Raw genomic sequence first — 16944 nt, 5'->3', positions numbered from 1 at the left:
CCGGTTCCGTGAGCGATGAGCCGACCGTCACCGATCTGCTGGTTCCGCTGGCCGACGTCGACGATCGGGGGATCCACGCCGACGACGGCTCGTATTCGACCTGGCGTCAACACATTCAGGATGCCGCCGAGCTGTCGGCGGCGCTGAAGGTCAGGTTGGATCCGGCCAAGCCGCCGCACATCGGGGTGTTGCTGGGCAACACACCGTTCTTCTCCTCGCTGCTGGTGGCCGCCGCGATGTCCGGGCTGGTTCCGGTCGGGCTGAACCCCACCCGCCGTGGCGAGGCGCTCGCCCGCGACATCACCACGGCCGACTGCCAACTGGTACTCGCCGACGGTGACGAGGTCGGGCCGCAGACCTACGGTGCCGGCTTCGCGCCCGACGGCGTCCCCGTGATCGACGTGGGCACCGGCGCGTGGGCCGACGAGCTGGCGCAGCACGCCGGCGCGCCGATCACGTTCACACCCAGCCGGTTCGACGATCTGTTCATGCTGATCTTCACCTCGGGCACCAGCGGTGACCCCAAGGCGGTCCGGTGCACCCATGAGAAGGTCGCCGTTCCAGGGGTGATGCTGGCCCAGCGATTCGGGCTGGGCCCGCAGGACACCTGCTACCTGTCGATGCCGCTGTTCCATTCCAACGCGGTGATGGCGGGCTGGGCTCCGGCAGTCGCGGCTGGAGCGTCGATCGCGTTGCGCCGCAAGTTCTCCGCCTCACAGTTCATCCCCGACACCCGCCGCTTCCACGCCACCTACGCCAATTATGTCGGCAAGCCGATGTCCTACATCCTGGCCACCCCGGCGCTCCCGGACGACGCCGACAATCCGCTTCGCATCGTGTACGGCAACGAGGCGGCGCCGCGCGACATCGACCGGTTCGCAGAGCGTTTCGGCGTGACGGTGGTCGACGGGTTCGGATCCACCGAGGGCGGGGTCAACATCGCCCGCACCCCGGACACCCCGGACGGGGCGCTGGGCCCGCTGCCGGAGGGCCTGGAGATCGTCGACGTCGACACCGGGGAGCCGTGCCCGCCCGGGGTGGTCGGCGAGCTGGTAAACCTCACCGGCCCAGGCAATTTCCGCGGCTACTACAACGCGCCGGAGGCCGAGAACGAGCGGATGACCGGCGGGGTCTACCACTCCGGGGACCTGGCCTACCGGGACGAGGCGGGCTACGTGCACTTCGCCGGCCGGCTGGGTGACTGGATGCGCGTCGACGGCGAGAACCTGGGCACCGCGCCGATCGAGCGGGTGCTGATGCGCTACCCCGACGTCACCGAGGCCGCCGTCTACGCCATCCCCGACCCGGCGGTCGGCGATCGGGTGATGGCCGCGCTGGTGATGCCGGAGGGCACCGACTTCGACCCGGCCCGGTTCCGGGAATTCCTGGCCGGCCAGGACGATCTCGGCCCCAAGCAATGGCCGGTCTTCGTCCGGGTGAGCTCCGCCCTGCCCCGCACCGAGACGTTCAAGATCATCAAGCGTCGCCTGTCGGCCGAGGCACTGGACTGCGCCGATCCGGTCTACGAGATCTGCCGCTAGCGCTACCCCGGTCAGCCGGCTATCGAGGGCATGGCCGCCTCGATCAGATGCGGTCCCGGCTCGTCGAATGCCCACCGCAGCGCCTCGGCGAGTTCCTCGGCGGTGCCCACCCGGCGGGCGGGCACACCCATGCCTTTCGCGATGCGGACGAAATCGATTGTCGGACTGGTCAAGTCGAGGAGTGACTCGGCTTTCGGCCCCGGCCGCTCCCCCGCTGCCTCGGCGCCCACCCGCTGCAGTTCGATCCGCAGGATGTCGTATGCACGGTTGGCGTACACCACCGTGGTGACATCGAGGTGTTCACGGGCCTGTGTCCACAGCGCCGAGATGGTGTACATCGCCGAGCCGTCGGACTCCAGGCACAGCACGGGACGATCGGGGGCGGCGATCGCGGCACCGACCGAGACCGGCAGCGCATAGCCGATCGCGCCACCGGTAAGGGTGAGCCAGTCGTGCGCCGGAGCGCCGGCCGTTGCCTGCGGCAGAAGGAATCCCGACGTGTTCGACTCGTCGACCACGATGGCGCGTTCGGGCAGCAGCGCACCGATCACGTCGGCGGAGGTCGCCACGGTCAGCGGCCCGCTCGGCAGCGCGGGCCGCGTCGGCGCCGCGGTGGCGGCAACCTCGGTCGGGGCGATCCGGTCGGCCAGAAAGCCCAGCGCTGCCGCAGCGCCGACGGGACCGGACAAGGTGTGCACCGCAGCGCCTTCCGGGACCAGATCACTCGGCTTGCCGGGATAGGCGAAGAAGGACACCGGATGCGGCGCCCCGGCCAACACCAGGTGCCGGGCGCCGGTCAGCTGGGCGGTGGCTGCCTCCGCGAAGTACGCCAGCCGCTCGACGGCGGGTAGCCCGGCGCCGCGCTGCAGCCGGGTCGGGAACGTCTCGCACAGCACCTTTGCGCCGCAGGCCTGGGCCAGGCGGACCGCCGCGGACAGGCCCTCCTCGCGGGTGGCGTCACCGCCGACCATGATGACCGTCGGCTCGCCCGAGCGCAGTGCGGTCTCGACAGCACCGACGTCGTGCTGACCGGGATTCGGTTGCGGTGCAGTGCCTCTGACCGCGGATGCGCCCTCGTCCCAGGAGACGTCGGCGGGCAGGATCAGCGTGGCGATGTGGTGCTCGGCACGCGCGGAGGCGACCGCCTCGGCGGCGTCGGCGGCGACGTCGGCGACCGCGAGGGTACGTCGCAGCCAGCCCGACACCGTCGTGGCCACCGAGTCGATGTCGGACTCCAGCGGAGCGTCGTACTTCTTGTGGTAGGTGGCGTGGTCGCCGACCACGACCAGCATGGGCACCACGGCGCGGCGAGCGTTGTGCAGGTTGGCCAGTCCGTTGCCCAGACCGGGGCCCAGATGCAGCAGCACCGCGGCCGGCTCCCCCGCGATCCGCGCGTAACCGTCGGCGGCACCGGTGGCCACGCCCTCGAACAGGGTCAGCACGCCGCGCATCTGCGGCACGGTGTCCAGGGCGGCGACGAAGTGCATCTCCGACGTCCCCGGGTTGGCGAAACAGACCCGCACACCGTGATCGACCAGGGTGGTGATCAGAGACTGGGCGCCGTTCACGCGGCCACCAGCTTGGTGAACACCCGCGCGGCGTTGTCGTGCAGATAGGCGCGACGGGTCGGCTCGGGCAGCCCGAGTTCGTCGAGTCCGTCGAGCGCGTGCGCGTGCCCGATCATCGGATAGTTGGTGCCGAACAACACTTTCCGGGCACCGGTGCCGGTCTTCATAAAACTCACAAGCTCCTTCGGTAGACGCCGCGAGGTATAGGCCGAGGTGTCGATGTAGACGTTCTCGTGCTTGCGGCACACCGCGACCATCTCCTCGGTCCACGGGTAGCCGACATGTCCGCAGACGATCGTCAGTTCGGGAAAGTCCAGCGCGACCTCGTCGATATAGGGAATCGGGCGGCCGGTCTCCGAGGGCCGCAACGGACCGGTGTGCCCGACCTGCGTGCAGAACGGCACACCGAGTTCGACGCATTCGGCGAACAGCGGATAGTAGCGGCGGTCCGTCGGCGGCGCTCCCCACAGCCACGGCACCACGCGCAGTCCGACGAACCCGTCGTCGCGCACTCGCCTGCGCAGCTCGCGCACCGCGTCCATCGGCCGGTCCAGATCAACGCTCGCCAACGCCGCGAACCGGCCGGGATGGTGCCGAACCCACTCGGCGACCTCGTCATTGGTGATCAGGTCCTGGCCGTGTGGTCCCCGCCATGCGCTCAGCACGCCGACCTCGACGCCGGCGGCATCCATCGCGGCCAGCGTCGCGGCCGGCGGAAGCTCGCCCTGCGGGATCTGCCCGCCCGTCCAGCGGCGTAGCGAGGCGAAGATGTCGCTGGCCAGAAACCGCGACGTCGGGTGCTGCATCCACACGTCGATCGTCATCGCGTTCGACTGTAGACGCGCCGCACACCTAACTGTCGCGGATCGTGTCCAGTTTCCGGGTCGCGGTCTCGAAGCCCTCGACCAGCTCGGCGATGATCTCGGCGGCGGGCCGAATCTGGTTCATCCGGCCCACGATCTGGCCGACCGGCATCGCGACGGTGGTCGGATCGGCCGAGGCGCTCATGCGTTGGTGCGCCTCACTGACCAGGACGTTCTGCAACGGCATCGGCAGCGGGTCGGGCGCCCCCTCGGCGTCCCAGGCGTCGGTCCACCGGCTCTTGAGAATCCGCGCCGGCTTGCCGGAGTAGATCCGCCGGCGCACGGTGTCGGCCGATGTCGCCGCCAACAGCGCCTCTTGGATCACCGACGGTCCGGCGCCGCTGCGCACCCCGAGGTCGTATTCCTCGGCGGTCAGGAAGGCCGAGCCCATCCACACCCCGGATGCGCCCAGCGCCAGTGCGGCGGCGACCTGCCTGCCGGTCCCGATGCCGCCGGCGGCCAGCACCGCGGCCCGGTCGGAGACCGCATCCACGATCTCCGGCCACAGCACCACCGAGCCGATCTCGCCGGTGTGCCCGCCGGCCTCGTGGCCCTGGGCGATCACGATGTCCACGCCGTTGTCGGCGTGACGCTGCGCATGCTTGGCCGAGCCGGCCAGCGCGGCCACCGGCACCCCGGCGGCGTGCGCCTCATCGATGACGTCCTTGGGCGGCGAGCCGAGCGCGTTGGCGATCAGCTTGATCGGATGGCGCAGCGCGACTTCGACGTGGGACCGCGCGATCGAATGCAGCCAGCCCAGCGTGCCTTCATTGCGCGCGGCGTCCTCGGGCAGCGGCGGCACACCGAGGTCGGCCAGCGTCTTGGTGACGAAATCCCGGTGCGCCTGCGGCACGAGCTTGTCGATGTCGACGGCGGTGCCCTCGGTGGGGATCTTCGCCGGCATCACCACGTCGACGCCGTACGGCTTACCGTCGGTGTTGGCGTCCATCCATGCCAGGACGGCCTCCAGGTCGTCGGGATGGTTGAACCGCACACAGCCCAGCACGCCCATGCCGCCGGCCCGGGTGACCGCGGCGGCCACCTTCTCCGACGGGGTGAAGACGAAGATCGGGTACTGGATGCCGAACCGGTCGCACAATTCGGTGTGCATCAGCTGGCGGCACCCGCGTGCTTGGCGTGCACCTCGTCGGCCGGGCGCAGTTCGGTCTGCTGCTTGGCCCAGCTGTAGTCCGGCTTGCCGGCCGGCGAGCGCTTGACCTCGTCGACCAGCCACAGGCTACGAGGCACCTTGTAGCCGGCGATCTCCTTGCGCACGAACGTATCCAGCTCGGACAGTGTTGGCCGTGCTCCCTTGCGGGGCGCGACCACGGCGGCCACGTGGTTGCCGAAGCGCGGGTCGGGCACCCCGACCACCAGGGCGTCGAACACGTCAGGATGGCCCTTGAGCGCGGCCTCGACCTCTTCGGGGTAGATCTTCTCGCCGCCACTGTTGATCGACACCGAGCCGCGGCCCAGCATCGTGACGGTGCCGTCGGCCTCGACCTCGGCGTAGTCGCCGGGAATCGCGTAACGCACGCCGTTGTAGGTCCGGAACGTCTCGGCGGTCTTCTTCTCGTCCTTGTAGTAGCCGACCGGGATGTTGCCCTTCTTGGCGATGACACCGCGCACGCCGGAGCCGGGCTTGACCTCGTTGCCGTCCTCGTCGAGGACGACGGTGCGGTGGTCGATGCTCACCCGGGGACCACCCATGTGGTGCTCGCCCTTGGCCACGATGCTGGTGCCGCCGAAGCCGGTCTCCGAGGACCCGATCGAGTCGGTGATCACCCGGTTGGGCAGCAGCTCGAGCAACTTCTCCTTGAGGCTGGTGGAGAACAGCGCCGCGGTGGAGGCCAACAGGAACAGCGACGAGAAGTCGTATTCCTTGCCACTGTCCAGGGCGGCCTGCAGCGCGTCGAGCAGTGGCCGCGCCATGGCGTCACCGGTGAAGAACAGCAGGTTCACCTTGTGCTCGTGGATGGTGCGCCAGACCTCGTCGGCGTCGAATTCGGGTGAGAGCACCGTGGTTTGGCCCGAGAAGATCGACATCCAGGTGGCCGACTGGGTCGCGCCGTGGATCATCGGCGGGATCGCGTAGCGGACCATCGGCGGGTTCTCGGCCGCCGCCCGGGACAGGTCGTATTCGTCCTTGACGAACTCACCCGTGGCGAAGTCGGTGCCGCCGAACAGAACCCGGTAGATGTCCTCGTGGCGCCACATCACGCCCTTGGGGAAGCCGGTGGTGCCGCCGGTGTAGAGCAGGTAGATGTCGTCCTCGCTGCGCTCGCCGAAGTCACGCTCGGGTGAGCTCTCGGCGAGTGCGGAGTAGAACTCGACGCCGCCGTACCGCTGGTAGTCCTTGTCGCTGCCGTCCTCGATCACGAGGATCGTCTTGACGTCCGGGGTTTCGGGCAGGACGTTGGCGACGCGGTCGGAGTACTGCCGCTCGTGGACCAGCGCGACCATGTCCGAGTTCTCGAACAGGTACCGCAACTCGCCTTCGACGTAGCGGAAGTTGACGTTGACCAGGATCGCGCCGGCCTTGATCGTGCCGAGCATCGCGATCACGATCTCGATGCGATTTCGGCAGTACAGCCCGACCTTGTCGTCCTTCTTGACGCCGTGGTCGAGGAGGTAGTGGGCGAACCGGTTCGCCTTGTCCTCCAACTCGGCGAAAGTGATTCGGTCCTCGCCGCAGATGAAGGCAACGCGGTCGGGCACGGCATCGATGGCGTGTTCGGCTAGATCGGCTATGTTCAGGGCCACGGCACCCAAATTAGAACGTGTTACATTTCCTGACAAGTCTGTGGCAAAGATGCTGGAAGGCAGATACCCGTGAGCGAGCCCGAAAAACAAGCCGACGCCCTCATTGAACAGCGCGGACACACGCTGATCGTCACGCTGAACCGGCCCGAGGCGCGCAACGCCCTGTCTACCGAGATGCTCTCGATCATGGTCGACGCGTGGAACCGCGTCGACGAGGACCCCGAGATCCGGACCTGCATTCTGACCGGTGCCGGCGGATACTTCTGCGCGGGCATGGACCTGAAGAACGCGACCAAGGCGCCTCCCGGCGATTCGTTCAAGAGCGGCGCGTTCGACCCGACGAAGATCGAGGGCCTGCTGAAGGGCCGTCGGCTCACCAAGCCACTGATCGCGGCCGTCGAGGGCCCGGCCATCGCGGGCGGTACCGAGATCCTGCAGGGCACCGATATCCGGGTGGCCGGTGAGAGCGCGAAGTTCGGCATCTCCGAGGCCAAGTGGAGCCTGTACCCGATGGGCGGCTCCGCGGTGCGACTGCCTCGCCAGATCCCGTACACCATCGCCTGCGACCTGCTGCTCACCGGACGCCACATCACCGCCGCGGAGGCGCTGTCCTACGGGCTGATCGGCTATGTGGTTCCCGACGGGACCGCGTTGCAGAAGGCCCTCGAGATCGCCGAGGTCATCAACAACAACGGCCCGCTCGCCGTGCAGGCGATCCTCAAGACCATTCGCGAGGCCGAGGGCATGCACGAGCTCGAGGCGTTCAAGCCCGACACCGCCAACGGCATCCCGGTGTTTCTCTCCGAGGACTCCAAGGAAGGCCCGCTGGCGTTCAAGGAGAAGCGCGCCCCCGTCTGGAAGATGCGCTAGCCGCCCGCCGTCTGCGCCGCGGCGACCTTCTGCGCGGCGAACCCGGCGGCCTCGGCTGTCATCCCGTTGACGGCGTACGCCTGGTGGGCGCCGTTGTCGCCGCCGCCCGTGGTGGAACAGATCGGGTCGTCGGGCACGCACTGGTCGATGGTCTTGGCCGCGTACAGGTCACCGACGGTGATCGGTGGAGCGGTGCGGTCTATGCTGTTCAGGAAGCCGTTGGACGGTTTGCCGAACAGCGCCACGGCGGCGACGTGGTTGGCGATCTCGGGCGGCATGGGCCCGGTGATGCCGTCCGGCGGGACGTAGCCGTCCGGAATCTTGTCGGCGGTGACGTAGCCGACCACCGCCGCACCCTGGGAGTAGCCGCCGAGCACCATCTTGGTGTCCGGGCAGCGACCCGCCATGTCGCGGACCCGGTTACTGGCGTCGATCACCCCGTCGGCCGCGGTCGAGAAGTTCAGCGAGGCCGGGTAGTTCACCGGGTAGACGTCGACCGATTTGCCACCGAGCTCGGGCTCGGCCCGCAGCTGGTCGGTGAACGCCTGCCCGATGCCGCCGACGCCCGGCGGCTCGAACGTCCCGCGCGCGAACACCACCTCGACATCGGGACACGGTTGCGCTGCCGCGGTCGGGATGCCCGCCGGAGCGAGCACGACGGACGTGACGCTCAGCATTGCGGCGCAGAACAGCCTGCGCAGGTATCGGGCTCGGTCGGATTCGATGACGTTCATGTCGCCCCACAGCTCGTGACGGTGTTGCCCCGGGCACGCCACACCGCGATGCCCGGGGAGTGGGGTCGTGGTTCCCGAAAGTGGCGCCGCCCAAACAACGGAGCGTGTGGGCGGCGGCCAACTAGGCCAGCACAGGCGCCGACGGGGTGAACACCACCGGCATTGCCTCCAGACCGCTGACAAAGTTCGCCGGCCGCAGCGGCAGGGCGTTCTCGTCGGCCAGCCGCAGGTCGGGCAGCCGCTCGAGAATCTTGCGGACCATCGTGGTCAGCTCGAGACGGGCCAGTTGGTTACCGAGACAGAAATGTGTGCCGAAGCCGAAAGCCAGGTGGCTGTTCGGATTCCGGTCGATGCGGAAGTTCTCCGGATCACCGAACACCGACTCGTCGAAGTTCGCCGCCTCGAACATCAGCAGCATCTTCTCGCCCGCACGCAGCTCGGTGCCGTGGAACTCGACGTCGCGCATGGCGGTGCGGGCCATGTTCTTCACCGGCGAGGTCCAGCGCAGCATCTCCTCGATCGCGCCGGGTATCAGGTTCGGATCGGCAACCAGCTGCTGCCACTGATCCCGATGGCGCACAAGCTGTTCGGTGCCACCCGACAAGGTGTGCCGGGTGGTCTCGTCCCCACCGATGAGAATCAGCAGGGTCTCGAAGATGATCTCGTCGTCCGCCATCCGCTGGCCCTCGACCTCGGAGTTCACCAGGATCGAGAACAGATCATCGGTCGGTTCGGCCCGGCGCTTGGCGATGGTCTCGGTGGCGTAGGCGGAGTAGCCGGCGAAGGCATCCATGACAGCCTGCAGGGTTTCGGCGTCGGCGGCCGAGTTCAGCCCGCACACCAAGTCATCGGACCACTTCAACAGCGTCGAGCGCTCCTCGGGCAGCACACCGAGCATGTCGCCGATGACGGCCATCGGCAGCGGGGCGGCGATGTCGCGGACGAAGTCGCACTCGCCTCGTTCGCAGACCGCGTCGATCAGTGTGTCGCACAGGGTGTCGATGCCGGCGACCTTGTCCATCACCCGCTTGCGGGTGAAGCCCGCGTTAACGAGCTTGCGGCGCAACAGATGTCCGGGATCGTCCATATCGATCATGTAGGGCATGCCGGGCTGGTCGGGCCGGATGCCGCCGGTGTTGGAGAACGTCTCGGGGTCACGTTCGGCCTCGATCACCGCCTGATAGGTGGTGGCGGCCGCCAATCCGTTGCGATCGCGAAACACCGGCTCATTGGCCCGCATCCAGCGATAGGCGTCGCGCGCGGCGCCATCGGCATAGAAATTGCCGTCAGTCAGATCAACATTCGGCTTGGCCGGGGCCAGTGTGCCTGTCATCTATTTCCCTCCATACTTCGGTCCCCGCAAGGTGTCAAAGCGGATTACAGTGGCCGCATGTCTGATTCGCAGCACACCATCGCCGGCACGGTGCTCACCATGCCGGTGCGAATTCGCAAGGCCGACGTGCACACCGCGATGTTTTCGGTTCCGGCCGACGCCGCGCAGCGCCTGATCGACTACAGCGGATTGCAGGTCTGCCAGTTCCGGCCGGGCCGTGCGGTGGTGACGCTGATGCTCGCCCGCTACATCGACGGCGACCTGGGCAAGTACCACGAATTCGGCACCTGCGTGATGGTCAATCCGCCGGGTTCGGATGCCCGCGGACTGCGGGCTCTCGGCGACGCGGCGGCGTTCATCCATCACCTGCCGGTGGACCAGGCGTTCACCCTGGAGGCCGGGCGCACCATCTGGGGCTTCCCCAAGATCATGGCCGAGTTCACCGTGCGCGACGCCAATCCGTTCACCTTCGACGTCAGTGAGGGCGGATCCTTGATCGCCGGAATGGAATTCCGCCGCGGCCTGCCATTGCCGTCGCTGCGGCCGCGTAGCCAGGTCCTCAAGACCTACACGTTCTCCGACGGCACCACCCGCGAGGTGCCCTGGGAGATGCGCAACTGCGGGGTGCGCTTCCGGCCGGGCGGCGCCACCCTGCGCCTGGGCGACCACCCGTACGCCAAAGAACTGGCCACCCTCGGTCTGCCCAAGCGCGCGATGGTGTCGGGCTCGGTCGCCAATGTCGAGATGACGTTCGGCGACGCCCACATCCTGCGCTAAGCGCAACGTCATCCGGTCAATCTAGAGCCCTGGCTAGACAACTCGCAAGAAGTGTCTACAACAGGGCTGCGGCCTCGCGGATCTGTTCGGGGGTGCGGGCGCCGATCACCATCATGGTGACGCCGGCGGCTTCCCAGGCGACGATCTGCTTGCGGACGTAATCGATGTCGCCGACGATCGCGGAGTCGTCGACCAGTTCGTCGGGAACCGCCTTGGCCGCTTCGTCCTTGCGGTCTGAGCGGAACAGCCGGGTGACCTCGTCGACGACGTCGGCGTAGCCCATCCGCCGGTAGACGTCGGCGTGGAAGTTGGTGTCCTCGGCGCCCATTCCGCCCATGTAGAGCGCCAGGTGCGGCTTGATCAGATCCATGATCGAGGCCCGGTCATCGGTGACCACCACCTGGGCGGTCGCGCAGATCTCGAAGTCCTCGCGGCTGCGCCGGGCACCGGGCCGGGCGAACCCTTCGTCGAGCCACTCGTTGTACATCGGCGCCAGCCGCGGGGAGTAGAAGATCGGCAGCCAGCCGTCGCAGATCTCGGCGGCCAGCGCGACATTCTTGGGGCCCTCGGCACCGAGCATGATCGGGATGTCGGCGCGCAGCGGATGCACGATCGGCTTGAGCGGCTTGCCCAGACCGGTGGTGCCCTCCCCCGACAGCGGCAGCGGGTAGTGCGGGCCTGCGCTGGTCACTGGGGCCTCGCGGGCCCAGACCTGGCGGATGATGTCGATGTACTCGCGGGTGCGGGCCAGCGGCTTGGGGAAGCGAGCCCCGTACCAGCCCTCGACCACCTGCGGGCCCGACACACCCAGACCGAGGATGTGCCGGCCGCCGGACAGATGATCCAGCGTCAGCGACGCCATCGCGCACGCCGTGGGCGTGCGCGCCGAGAGCTGGACCACCGAGGTGCCCAGCCTCATCCGGGTGGTTTCGCGGCCCCACCAGGCCAACGGCGTGAACGCATCCGAACCCCACGCCTCGGCGGTGAACACCGTGTCGAAGCCGGCCTCCTCGGCCGTCGCCACCAATTCCGCGTGGTTGGTGGGGGGTTGTGCGCTCCAGTATCCGAGTTGCAGACCTAGCTTCATCGGTGCCGCCTTTCTGTCCGGGACACGGTCCTTGCCACGATTCTTAGAACCTGTTCTACTCGATGCTGTGACCACCAGCCAAAGCAGCCCGGTGCAGATCGACACGCATCAGAAGCCCCTTTCGGCACCGCTGAAGCTGTCATTCGACTACACCCGTTCAGTCGGACCACTCCTCAGCCAGTTCTTCACCGCCCTGCGCGGGCGACGCATCCTCGGCGTCCGCGGTTCGGACGGTCGAGTGCTCGTACCGCCCGCTGAGTATGACCCGGTGACCTATGCGCCGCTGACAGAGGTCGTCCCGGTCGCCAGCGTCGGCACGGTGCTGTCGTGGACCTGGCAGTCCGAGCCGCTCGAGGGACAACCGCTCGACAAGCCGTTCGCCTGGGCGCTGATCAAACTCGACGGCGCGGACACCGCACTGCTGCACGCGGTGGCCGTCGAGTCATCGGACGCGATCAGCACCGGTGCGCGGGTCCATGCCCACTGGGTCGACGAGCCGGTCGGGGCGATCACCGACATCGCCTACTTCCTCCCCGGTGACGAGCCGGAGCCGGTGTCCGACGAGCCCGACGACCGCGAGCCGGTGACCATCCTGGTCTCACCGAGCAGCATCGAAATCCAGCACACCGCATCGCTTCCGGAGAGTGCGTTCCTGCGCGGGCTCGAAGACGGCAAGCTGCTCGGCGCCCGCACCGGCGCCGACGGCAAGGTGTACTTCCCGCCCAAGGAGGCCGACCCGGCCACCGGCCTGGAGCTGGACAACTTCGTCGAGCTGCCGGACAAGGGCACGGTGACGACGTTCGCCATCATCAACATCCCGTTCGCGGGCCAGCGCATCAAGCCGCCGTACGTCGCGGCATACGTGCTGCTCGACGGTGCCGACATCCCGTTCCTGCACCTGATTCAGGAGATCGACATCGCCGACGTGCGGATGGGCATGCGGGTCCAGGCGGTGTGGAAGCCCCGCGAGGAATGGGGCCTCGGGATCGACAACATCGAGTACTTCAAACCGACCGGCGAACCCGACGCCGAGTACGACACCTACAAGCACCACCTCTAAAGGGATTCGCCACATGACATTTCGCGATGTAGCGGTCGTCGGCTTCGCGCATGCTCCGCATGTCCGGCGCACCAGCGGCACCACCAACGGCGTCGAGATGCTGATGCCGTGTTTCCATCAGCTCTACGAAGAGCTCGGCCTCAAGCAGACCGATATCGGCTTCTGGTGCTCCGGCTCGTCGGATTACCTTGCCGGCCGCGCCTTTTCGTTCATCTCGGCCATCGACTCGATCGGTGCCGTGCCGCCGATCAACGAGTCGCACGTCGAGATGGACGCGGCGTGGGCTCTCTATGAGGCCTACATCAAGATCCTGACCGGCCAGGTCGACACCGCCCTGGTGTACGGCTTCGGCAAGCCGTCGGCGGGCACACTGCGCCGGGTGCTGGCGCTGCAGACCGATCCGTACACGGTCGCCCCGCTGTGGCCGGACTCGGTGTCGATGGCGGGCCTGCAGGCCCGCCTCGGCCTGGACTCCGGCAAGTGGACGGCCGAGCAGATGGCACAGGTCGCCTTGGACTCCTTCGCCGTCGCCGAGCGCACCGACTCCGAGAAGCCGGCGAAGAGCATCGACGAACTGCTGGCCAGGCCGTACTTCGCCGACCCGCTGCGCCGCCACGACATCTCCCCGATCACCGACGGCGCGTCGGCAATCGTGCTCGCGGCCGGTGACCGGGCCCGCGAGCTGCGGGAAAACCCGGCGTGGATCACCGGTTTTGAGCACCGCATCGAGACCCCGATCCTGGGCGCCCGCGACCTCACCACGTCGCCGTCCACCGCGGTGTCGGCTCAGGCCGCGACCGGCGGAGACGCCGGCTCGATCGAGGTGGCCGAGATCTACGCCCCGTTCAGCCATCAGCAGCTGATCCTCACCGAGGCGATCGGACTGCCGGCGTCGACGAAGATCAACCCCTCGGGGGGCGCGCTGGCCGCCAACCCGATGTTCTCGGCCGGCCTCGAGCGGATCGGTTTCGCCGCTCAGCACATCTTCTCTGGTTCGGCCGGCCGCGTGCTGGCGCATGCCACGAGCGGCCCTGCGCTGCAACAGAATCTGGTCGCGGTCATGGAGGGGAAGTAGTCATGGCGGAAAAGAAGCTGGCTGCCGTTCTCGGTACCGGACAGACCAAGTACGTCGCCAAGCGCAAAGACGTCTCGATGAACGGTCTCGTTCGCGAGGCGATCGACCGGGCGCTCGAGGACTCGGGATCGACGTTCGACGACATCGACGCGGTCGTCGTCGGCAAGGCGCCCGATTTCTTCGAGGGCGTGATGATGCCCGAGCTGTTCATGGCCGACGCGGTCGGCGCGACCGGCAAGCCGCTGATCCGGGTGCACACCGCCGGTTCGGTCGGCGGGTCGACCGCGATCGTCGCCGCCAGCCTGGTGCAATCGGGCAAGTACAAGCGCGTGCTGACCATGGCGTGGGAGAAGCAGTCCGAGTCGAACGCCATGTGGGCGTTGAGCATTCCGGTGCCTTTCACCAAGCCGGTCGGTGCGGGTGCCGGTGGCTACTTCGCACCGCACGTGCGGGCCTACATCCGCCGCTCCGGCGCCCCCACGAATATCGGTGCGATCGTGGCGGTCAAGGACCGCCTCAACGGGGCCAAGAATCCGCTGGCCCATTTGCACCAGCCGGATATCACCGTCGAGAAGGTGATGGAGTCCCCCATGTTGTGGGATCCGATCCGCTACGACGAGACCTGCCCGTCCTCGGACGGCGCGGCGGCCATGGTGATCGGTGACGAGGAAGCCGCCGACGCCCGCGTCGCGGCGGGTCACCCGGTCGCCTGGGTACACGCCACCGCGCTGCGTACCGAGCCGCTGGCCTATGCCGGCCGCGACCAGGTCAATCCGCAGGCCAGCCGCGACGCGGCCGCGGCGCTGTGGCGGGATGCCGGAATCACCAGCCCGATCGACGAGATCGACGTGGCCGAGGTGTACGTCCCGTTCTCCTGGTACGAGCCGATGTGGTTGGAGAGCCTCGGCTTCGCGCCCGAGGGCGGCGGCTGGAAGCTCACCGAAGCCGGCGAGACGGCCATCGGCGGCAAGATTCCGTTCAACCCCTCCGGCGGCGTGCTCAGCTCCAATCCGATCGGGGCCTCAGGCATGATCCGGTTCGCCGAATCGGCGATCCAGGTGATGGGCAAGGGCGGCGATCACCAGGTGGAAGGCGCACGCAAGGCACTGGGTCACGCCTACGGCGGCGGCGCGCAATATTTTTCGATGTGGGTGGTCGGCTCCGAGAAACCAGCCAAGCCAGCATCATGACCCGCATGCAGTACACGGTCAGCATCGCGTTCAGCCCGCTGGACCAGCTGATCGAAATCGCCAAGGCGGCTGAGGAACTCGGCTTCGACAACATCGCGCTGCCAGACTCGATCTTCTATTTCGAGAAGCAGTCCGTCGACTATCCCTACACCGCCGACGGTAAGCGGATGTTCGACGAGAACTCGCCCTGGGTCGATCCGCTGATCCTGGCCGGCACTCTGGGTGCGGTGACCTCGACGCTGCGCTTCTACACCAACGTGATGAAGCTCGGCTCGCGCAACCCGCTGCTGCTGGCCCGCCAGGTCGGGTCGGTGGCGAACCTGACCAACAACCGGTTCGGCTTCGGTGTCGGGATCGGCTGGGCCCCCGAGGAATTCGAGTGGTGCGGGGTCCCCTATGCGAAGCGCGGTAAGCGCGTCGACGAGATGATCGAGGTCCTCAAGCTGGTGCTGGCCGGCGGCATGGTCGAGTTTCACGGCGAGTTCTACGACTTCGACCGGCTGCAGATGAGCCCGGCGCCGTCGCAGCCGGTCCCGTTCTACGTCGGCGGCCACACCGAGGTGGCACTCAAGCGCGCCGCCCGCGTCAGCGACGGCTGGACCAGCGCGATGATGACCTGTGACCAGCTGGCCGAGACGATCGGCAGGCTCAAGAAACTGCTGGCCGAAAACGGCCGCGCCGACGACCCGTTCGAGTATCAGGCCGTCTGCATCGACAAGTTCGGTGTCGACGGTCACCGTGATCTGCTCGCGGCGGGGGTCACCGACTACATCGGCATCCCGTGGGTGTTCGAAGGTCTGCCCTTCGACGCTCCGGTCGGCAAGAAGATCGACGCGATGAAGCGGTTCGCCGACACCTACATCCATTCCGGCTGGCAGGACCGAGCATGAGCACACCGGCCCACGAGGCGGGCCGCCGCTCCCGCGAGGCGGCCACGGCGCACGACAAGGACGCCTGGCTGGCGGTGTTCGCCGACGACGCGATCGTCGAAGACCCCATCGGCCCATCGCATTTCGATCCCGAAGGCAAAGGCCACCGCGGCAAGGACGCGATCGCGAAGTTCTACGACATGGCGATCGCACCGAGCGCGCTGACCTTCAACTTCGAGAAGACATATCAGTGCGGCAACGAGGAGGCCAACGTCGGCCACATCGTGATCGAGTCCAGCGGCTACCGGGTGATCGCCGAGGGTGTGTTCACCTATCGCGTCGACGACGACGGCAAGATCGTCGCCCTGCGCGCGTATTGGGAACTCGACAAGGCGACCGCAAGCGCGCAGAAGATCTAGGCGTTCACTCGCAATGAGCTAGGCAGCCGGGGCGGGCGCCTGCGCATAGGCCGCGGGCCACTGCGCGGGCGCCGATGGCGCGAGCGAACAGGCCGCACACATGGTGGCGCCGATGGTGGGATAGCCACACGCCGGGCAGATATCGAGTGCCATCATCATCCCTTTCACGCAAGACGCCTTGTCAGGTAGCGCGGAGATACCCTGCGCGGTGCGCGGCCAAACGCATTGCACTCGGCGACGACGGTGCGCGCTGGGGTCAGATCTCGTGGAAGTCGGCCAGGTAGCGCCGGGCCAGATCCTGGTAGGCCTTCGGGTTGAGGTTCACCCAGACCTCGGCACCGGTTCCCGCGATCGGCCCCTTGACCTTCGCGGGCGCACCCGTGACGAGAACCTCGGCCGGGATGTGCGTGCCGCCGACCACCAGCGAGTGCGCGGCGATCATGCTGCGGGCACCGATCACCACCCCGTCGAGCACCGTGCAGTGGTTGGCGATCAGCGCCTCGGCGCCGACATGGGCCCCGTGCACCGTGCACATGTGCGCGATGGTGGCTCCGGGGCCGACGTCGACCGGGATACCGGGCGGGGCGTGCAGCACCGAGCCGTCCTGCACGTTCGCCTCCTCCCGGATGACGATCGGCGCGTAGTCCCCGCGCAGCACGGTGTTGAACCACACCGAGGCGCCGGCCTCCACGGTGACGTCTCCGATGAGCACCGCGGTCGGCGCGACGAACGCGGTGGGATCCACCCGGGGCGATCTGCCCTCGAACGAGTACATCGGCATCGTTCAGATATACC

General features: G+C 67.8%; 16 protein-coding genes. 8 read left to right on the top strand and 8 right to left on the bottom strand.

The window, feature by feature from the left end; all coding sequences use genetic code 11:
• Positions 1 to 8: 8 nt before the first annotated feature.
• Positions 9 to 1541, top strand: coding sequence for a long-chain-fatty-acid--CoA ligase FadD17 (fadD17, locus tag MSZK_RS24520; RefSeq protein ID WP_099251134.1), 1533 nt, complete (start codon positions 9 to 11; stop codon positions 1539 to 1541).
• An 11-nt stretch (positions 1542 to 1552) separates the two neighbouring features.
• On the opposite strand, the gene MSZK_RS24515 is transcribed toward fadD17, so the two are convergent.
• Genes MSZK_RS24515 through MSZK_RS24500 form a run of 4 tightly spaced genes read right to left on the bottom strand, consistent with a single transcriptional unit; the run spans position 1553 to position 6744 of the window.
• Positions 1553 to 3109 carry an acetolactate synthase large subunit gene (locus tag MSZK_RS24515; protein ID WP_099251133.1) on the bottom strand — a complete coding sequence of 519 codons (1557 nt, stop codon included), beginning with the start codon at positions 3107 to 3109 and terminating at the stop codon, positions 1553 to 1555.
• Positions 3106 to 3933 carry an amidohydrolase family protein gene (locus MSZK_RS24510; RefSeq protein WP_099251132.1) on the bottom strand — a complete coding sequence of 276 codons (828 nt, stop codon included), beginning with the start codon at positions 3931 to 3933 and terminating at the stop codon, positions 3106 to 3108. The genes MSZK_RS24515 and MSZK_RS24510 overlap by 4 nt, the downstream gene beginning before the upstream one ends.
• A 28-nt stretch (positions 3934 to 3961) precedes the next feature.
• Positions 3962 to 5083, bottom strand: a complete 1122-nt coding sequence (locus tag MSZK_RS24505) for a nitronate monooxygenase family protein (protein ID WP_099251131.1) — start codon at positions 5081 to 5083, stop codon at positions 3962 to 3964.
• A complete protein-coding gene (locus MSZK_RS24500) occupies positions 5083 to 6744 on the bottom strand; it encodes an acyl-CoA synthetase (protein WP_199203470.1) in 1662 nt (553 codons plus the stop codon). The genes MSZK_RS24505 and MSZK_RS24500 overlap by 1 nt, the downstream gene beginning before the upstream one ends.
• Positions 6745 to 6804: 60 nt before the next feature.
• Here MSZK_RS24500 and MSZK_RS24495 point away from each other — a divergent pair, with 60 nt between their 5' ends.
• Positions 6805 to 7605, top strand: a complete 801-nt coding sequence (locus tag MSZK_RS24495) for a crotonase/enoyl-CoA hydratase family protein (RefSeq protein WP_099251129.1) — start codon at positions 6805 to 6807, stop codon at positions 7603 to 7605.
• Here the strand turns inward: MSZK_RS24495 and MSZK_RS24490 are convergent.
• Positions 7602 to 8282, bottom strand: coding sequence for a cutinase family protein (locus tag MSZK_RS24490; protein WP_233211500.1), 681 nt, complete (start codon positions 8280 to 8282; stop codon positions 7602 to 7604). The genes MSZK_RS24495 and MSZK_RS24490 overlap by 4 nt on opposite strands.
• 178 nt (positions 8283 to 8460) lie before the next feature.
• Complete coding sequence (locus tag MSZK_RS24485; RefSeq protein ID WP_099251127.1) at positions 8461 to 9672, bottom strand: cytochrome P450; 1212 nt, start codon at positions 9670 to 9672, stop codon at positions 8461 to 8463.
• A gap of 57 nt (positions 9673 to 9729) precedes the next feature.
• On the opposite strand from MSZK_RS24485, the gene MSZK_RS24480 reads away from it, so the two are divergent.
• On the top strand, positions 9730 to 10449 hold the full coding sequence (locus MSZK_RS24480; RefSeq protein WP_199203469.1) for an acetoacetate decarboxylase family protein: 720 nt from the start codon (positions 9730 to 9732) through the stop codon (positions 10447 to 10449).
• Between the two features lie 55 nt (positions 10450 to 10504).
• Here the strand turns inward: MSZK_RS24480 and MSZK_RS24475 are convergent, their stop codons facing one another.
• Positions 10505 to 11536 carry an LLM class F420-dependent oxidoreductase gene (locus MSZK_RS24475; RefSeq protein WP_099251126.1) on the bottom strand — a complete coding sequence of 344 codons (1032 nt, stop codon included), beginning with the start codon at positions 11534 to 11536 and terminating at the stop codon, positions 10505 to 10507.
• Positions 11537 to 11603: 67 nt separating this feature from the next.
• Here MSZK_RS24475 and MSZK_RS24470 point away from each other — a divergent pair, with 67 nt between their 5' ends.
• From MSZK_RS24470 to MSZK_RS24450, 5 genes are read left to right on the top strand one after another with little or no spacing between them, the layout of a single operon-like run.
• On the top strand, positions 11604 to 12596 hold the full coding sequence (locus MSZK_RS24470) for a Zn-ribbon domain-containing OB-fold protein (RefSeq protein ID WP_233211497.1): 993 nt from the start codon (positions 11604 to 11606) through the stop codon (positions 12594 to 12596).
• Between the two features lie 13 nt (positions 12597 to 12609).
• Complete coding sequence (locus tag MSZK_RS24465) at positions 12610 to 13671, top strand: thiolase domain-containing protein (RefSeq protein ID WP_099251125.1); 1062 nt, start codon at positions 12610 to 12612, stop codon at positions 13669 to 13671.
• 2 nt (positions 13672 to 13673) lie between these two features.
• Positions 13674 to 14861 carry a thiolase domain-containing protein gene (locus tag MSZK_RS24460; protein WP_099251124.1) on the top strand — a complete coding sequence of 396 codons (1188 nt, stop codon included), beginning with the start codon at positions 13674 to 13676 and terminating at the stop codon, positions 14859 to 14861.
• A 5-nt stretch (positions 14862 to 14866) separates the two neighbouring features.
• Complete coding sequence (locus tag MSZK_RS24455; protein WP_099251210.1) at positions 14867 to 15751, top strand: TIGR03619 family F420-dependent LLM class oxidoreductase; 885 nt, start codon at positions 14867 to 14869, stop codon at positions 15749 to 15751.
• Positions 15748 to 16149, top strand: coding sequence for a nuclear transport factor 2 family protein (locus MSZK_RS24450; RefSeq protein WP_099251123.1), 402 nt, complete (start codon positions 15748 to 15750; stop codon positions 16147 to 16149). Before MSZK_RS24455 ends, MSZK_RS24450 begins: the two co-directional genes overlap by 4 nt.
• A gap of 256 nt (positions 16150 to 16405) precedes the next feature.
• Here the strand turns inward: MSZK_RS24450 and MSZK_RS24445 are convergent, their stop codons facing one another.
• Positions 16406 to 16930, bottom strand: coding sequence for a gamma carbonic anhydrase family protein (locus MSZK_RS24445; protein ID WP_099251122.1), 525 nt, complete (start codon positions 16928 to 16930; stop codon positions 16406 to 16408).
• Positions 16931 to 16944: the final 14 nt, after the last annotated feature.

This window comes from Mycobacterium sp. shizuoka-1, assembly GCF_002723835.1.
GTDB lineage: Bacteria > Actinomycetota > Actinomycetes > Mycobacteriales > Mycobacteriaceae > Mycobacterium.
Note: the sequence above shows the minus strand (reverse complement) of the source record. Positions and strands in the feature narration are given on the sequence as shown.

Coding starts and splice junctions, on each gene's coding strand:
- MSZK_RS24510 (WP_099251132.1), bottom strand. CDS start 3,933: ATGACGATCGACGTGTGGATGCAGCACCCGACGTCGCGGTTTCTGGCC.
- MSZK_RS24505 (WP_099251131.1), bottom strand. CDS start 5,083: ATGCACACCGAATTGTGCGACCGGTTCGGCATCCAGTACCCGATCTTC.
- MSZK_RS24490 (WP_233211500.1), bottom strand. CDS start 8,282: ATGCTGAGCGTCACGTCCGTCGTGCTCGCTCCGGCGGGCATCCCGACC.
- MSZK_RS24485 (WP_099251127.1), bottom strand. CDS start 9,672: ATGACAGGCACACTGGCCCCGGCCAAGCCGAATGTTGATCTGACTGAC.
- MSZK_RS24480 (WP_199203469.1), top strand. CDS start 9,730: ATGTCTGATTCGCAGCACACCATCGCCGGCACGGTGCTCACCATGCCG.
- MSZK_RS24475 (WP_099251126.1), bottom strand. CDS start 11,536: ATGAAGCTAGGTCTGCAACTCGGATACTGGAGCGCACAACCCCCCACC.
- MSZK_RS24465 (WP_099251125.1), top strand. CDS start 12,610: ATGACATTTCGCGATGTAGCGGTCGTCGGCTTCGCGCATGCTCCGCAT.
- MSZK_RS24460 (WP_099251124.1), top strand. CDS start 13,674: ATGGCGGAAAAGAAGCTGGCTGCCGTTCTCGGTACCGGACAGACCAAG.
- MSZK_RS24455 (WP_099251210.1), top strand. CDS start 14,867: ATGCAGTACACGGTCAGCATCGCGTTCAGCCCGCTGGACCAGCTGATC.
- MSZK_RS24450 (WP_099251123.1), top strand. CDS start 15,748: ATGAGCACACCGGCCCACGAGGCGGGCCGCCGCTCCCGCGAGGCGGCC.
- MSZK_RS24445 (WP_099251122.1), bottom strand. CDS start 16,930: ATGCCGATGTACTCGTTCGAGGGCAGATCGCCCCGGGTGGATCCCACC.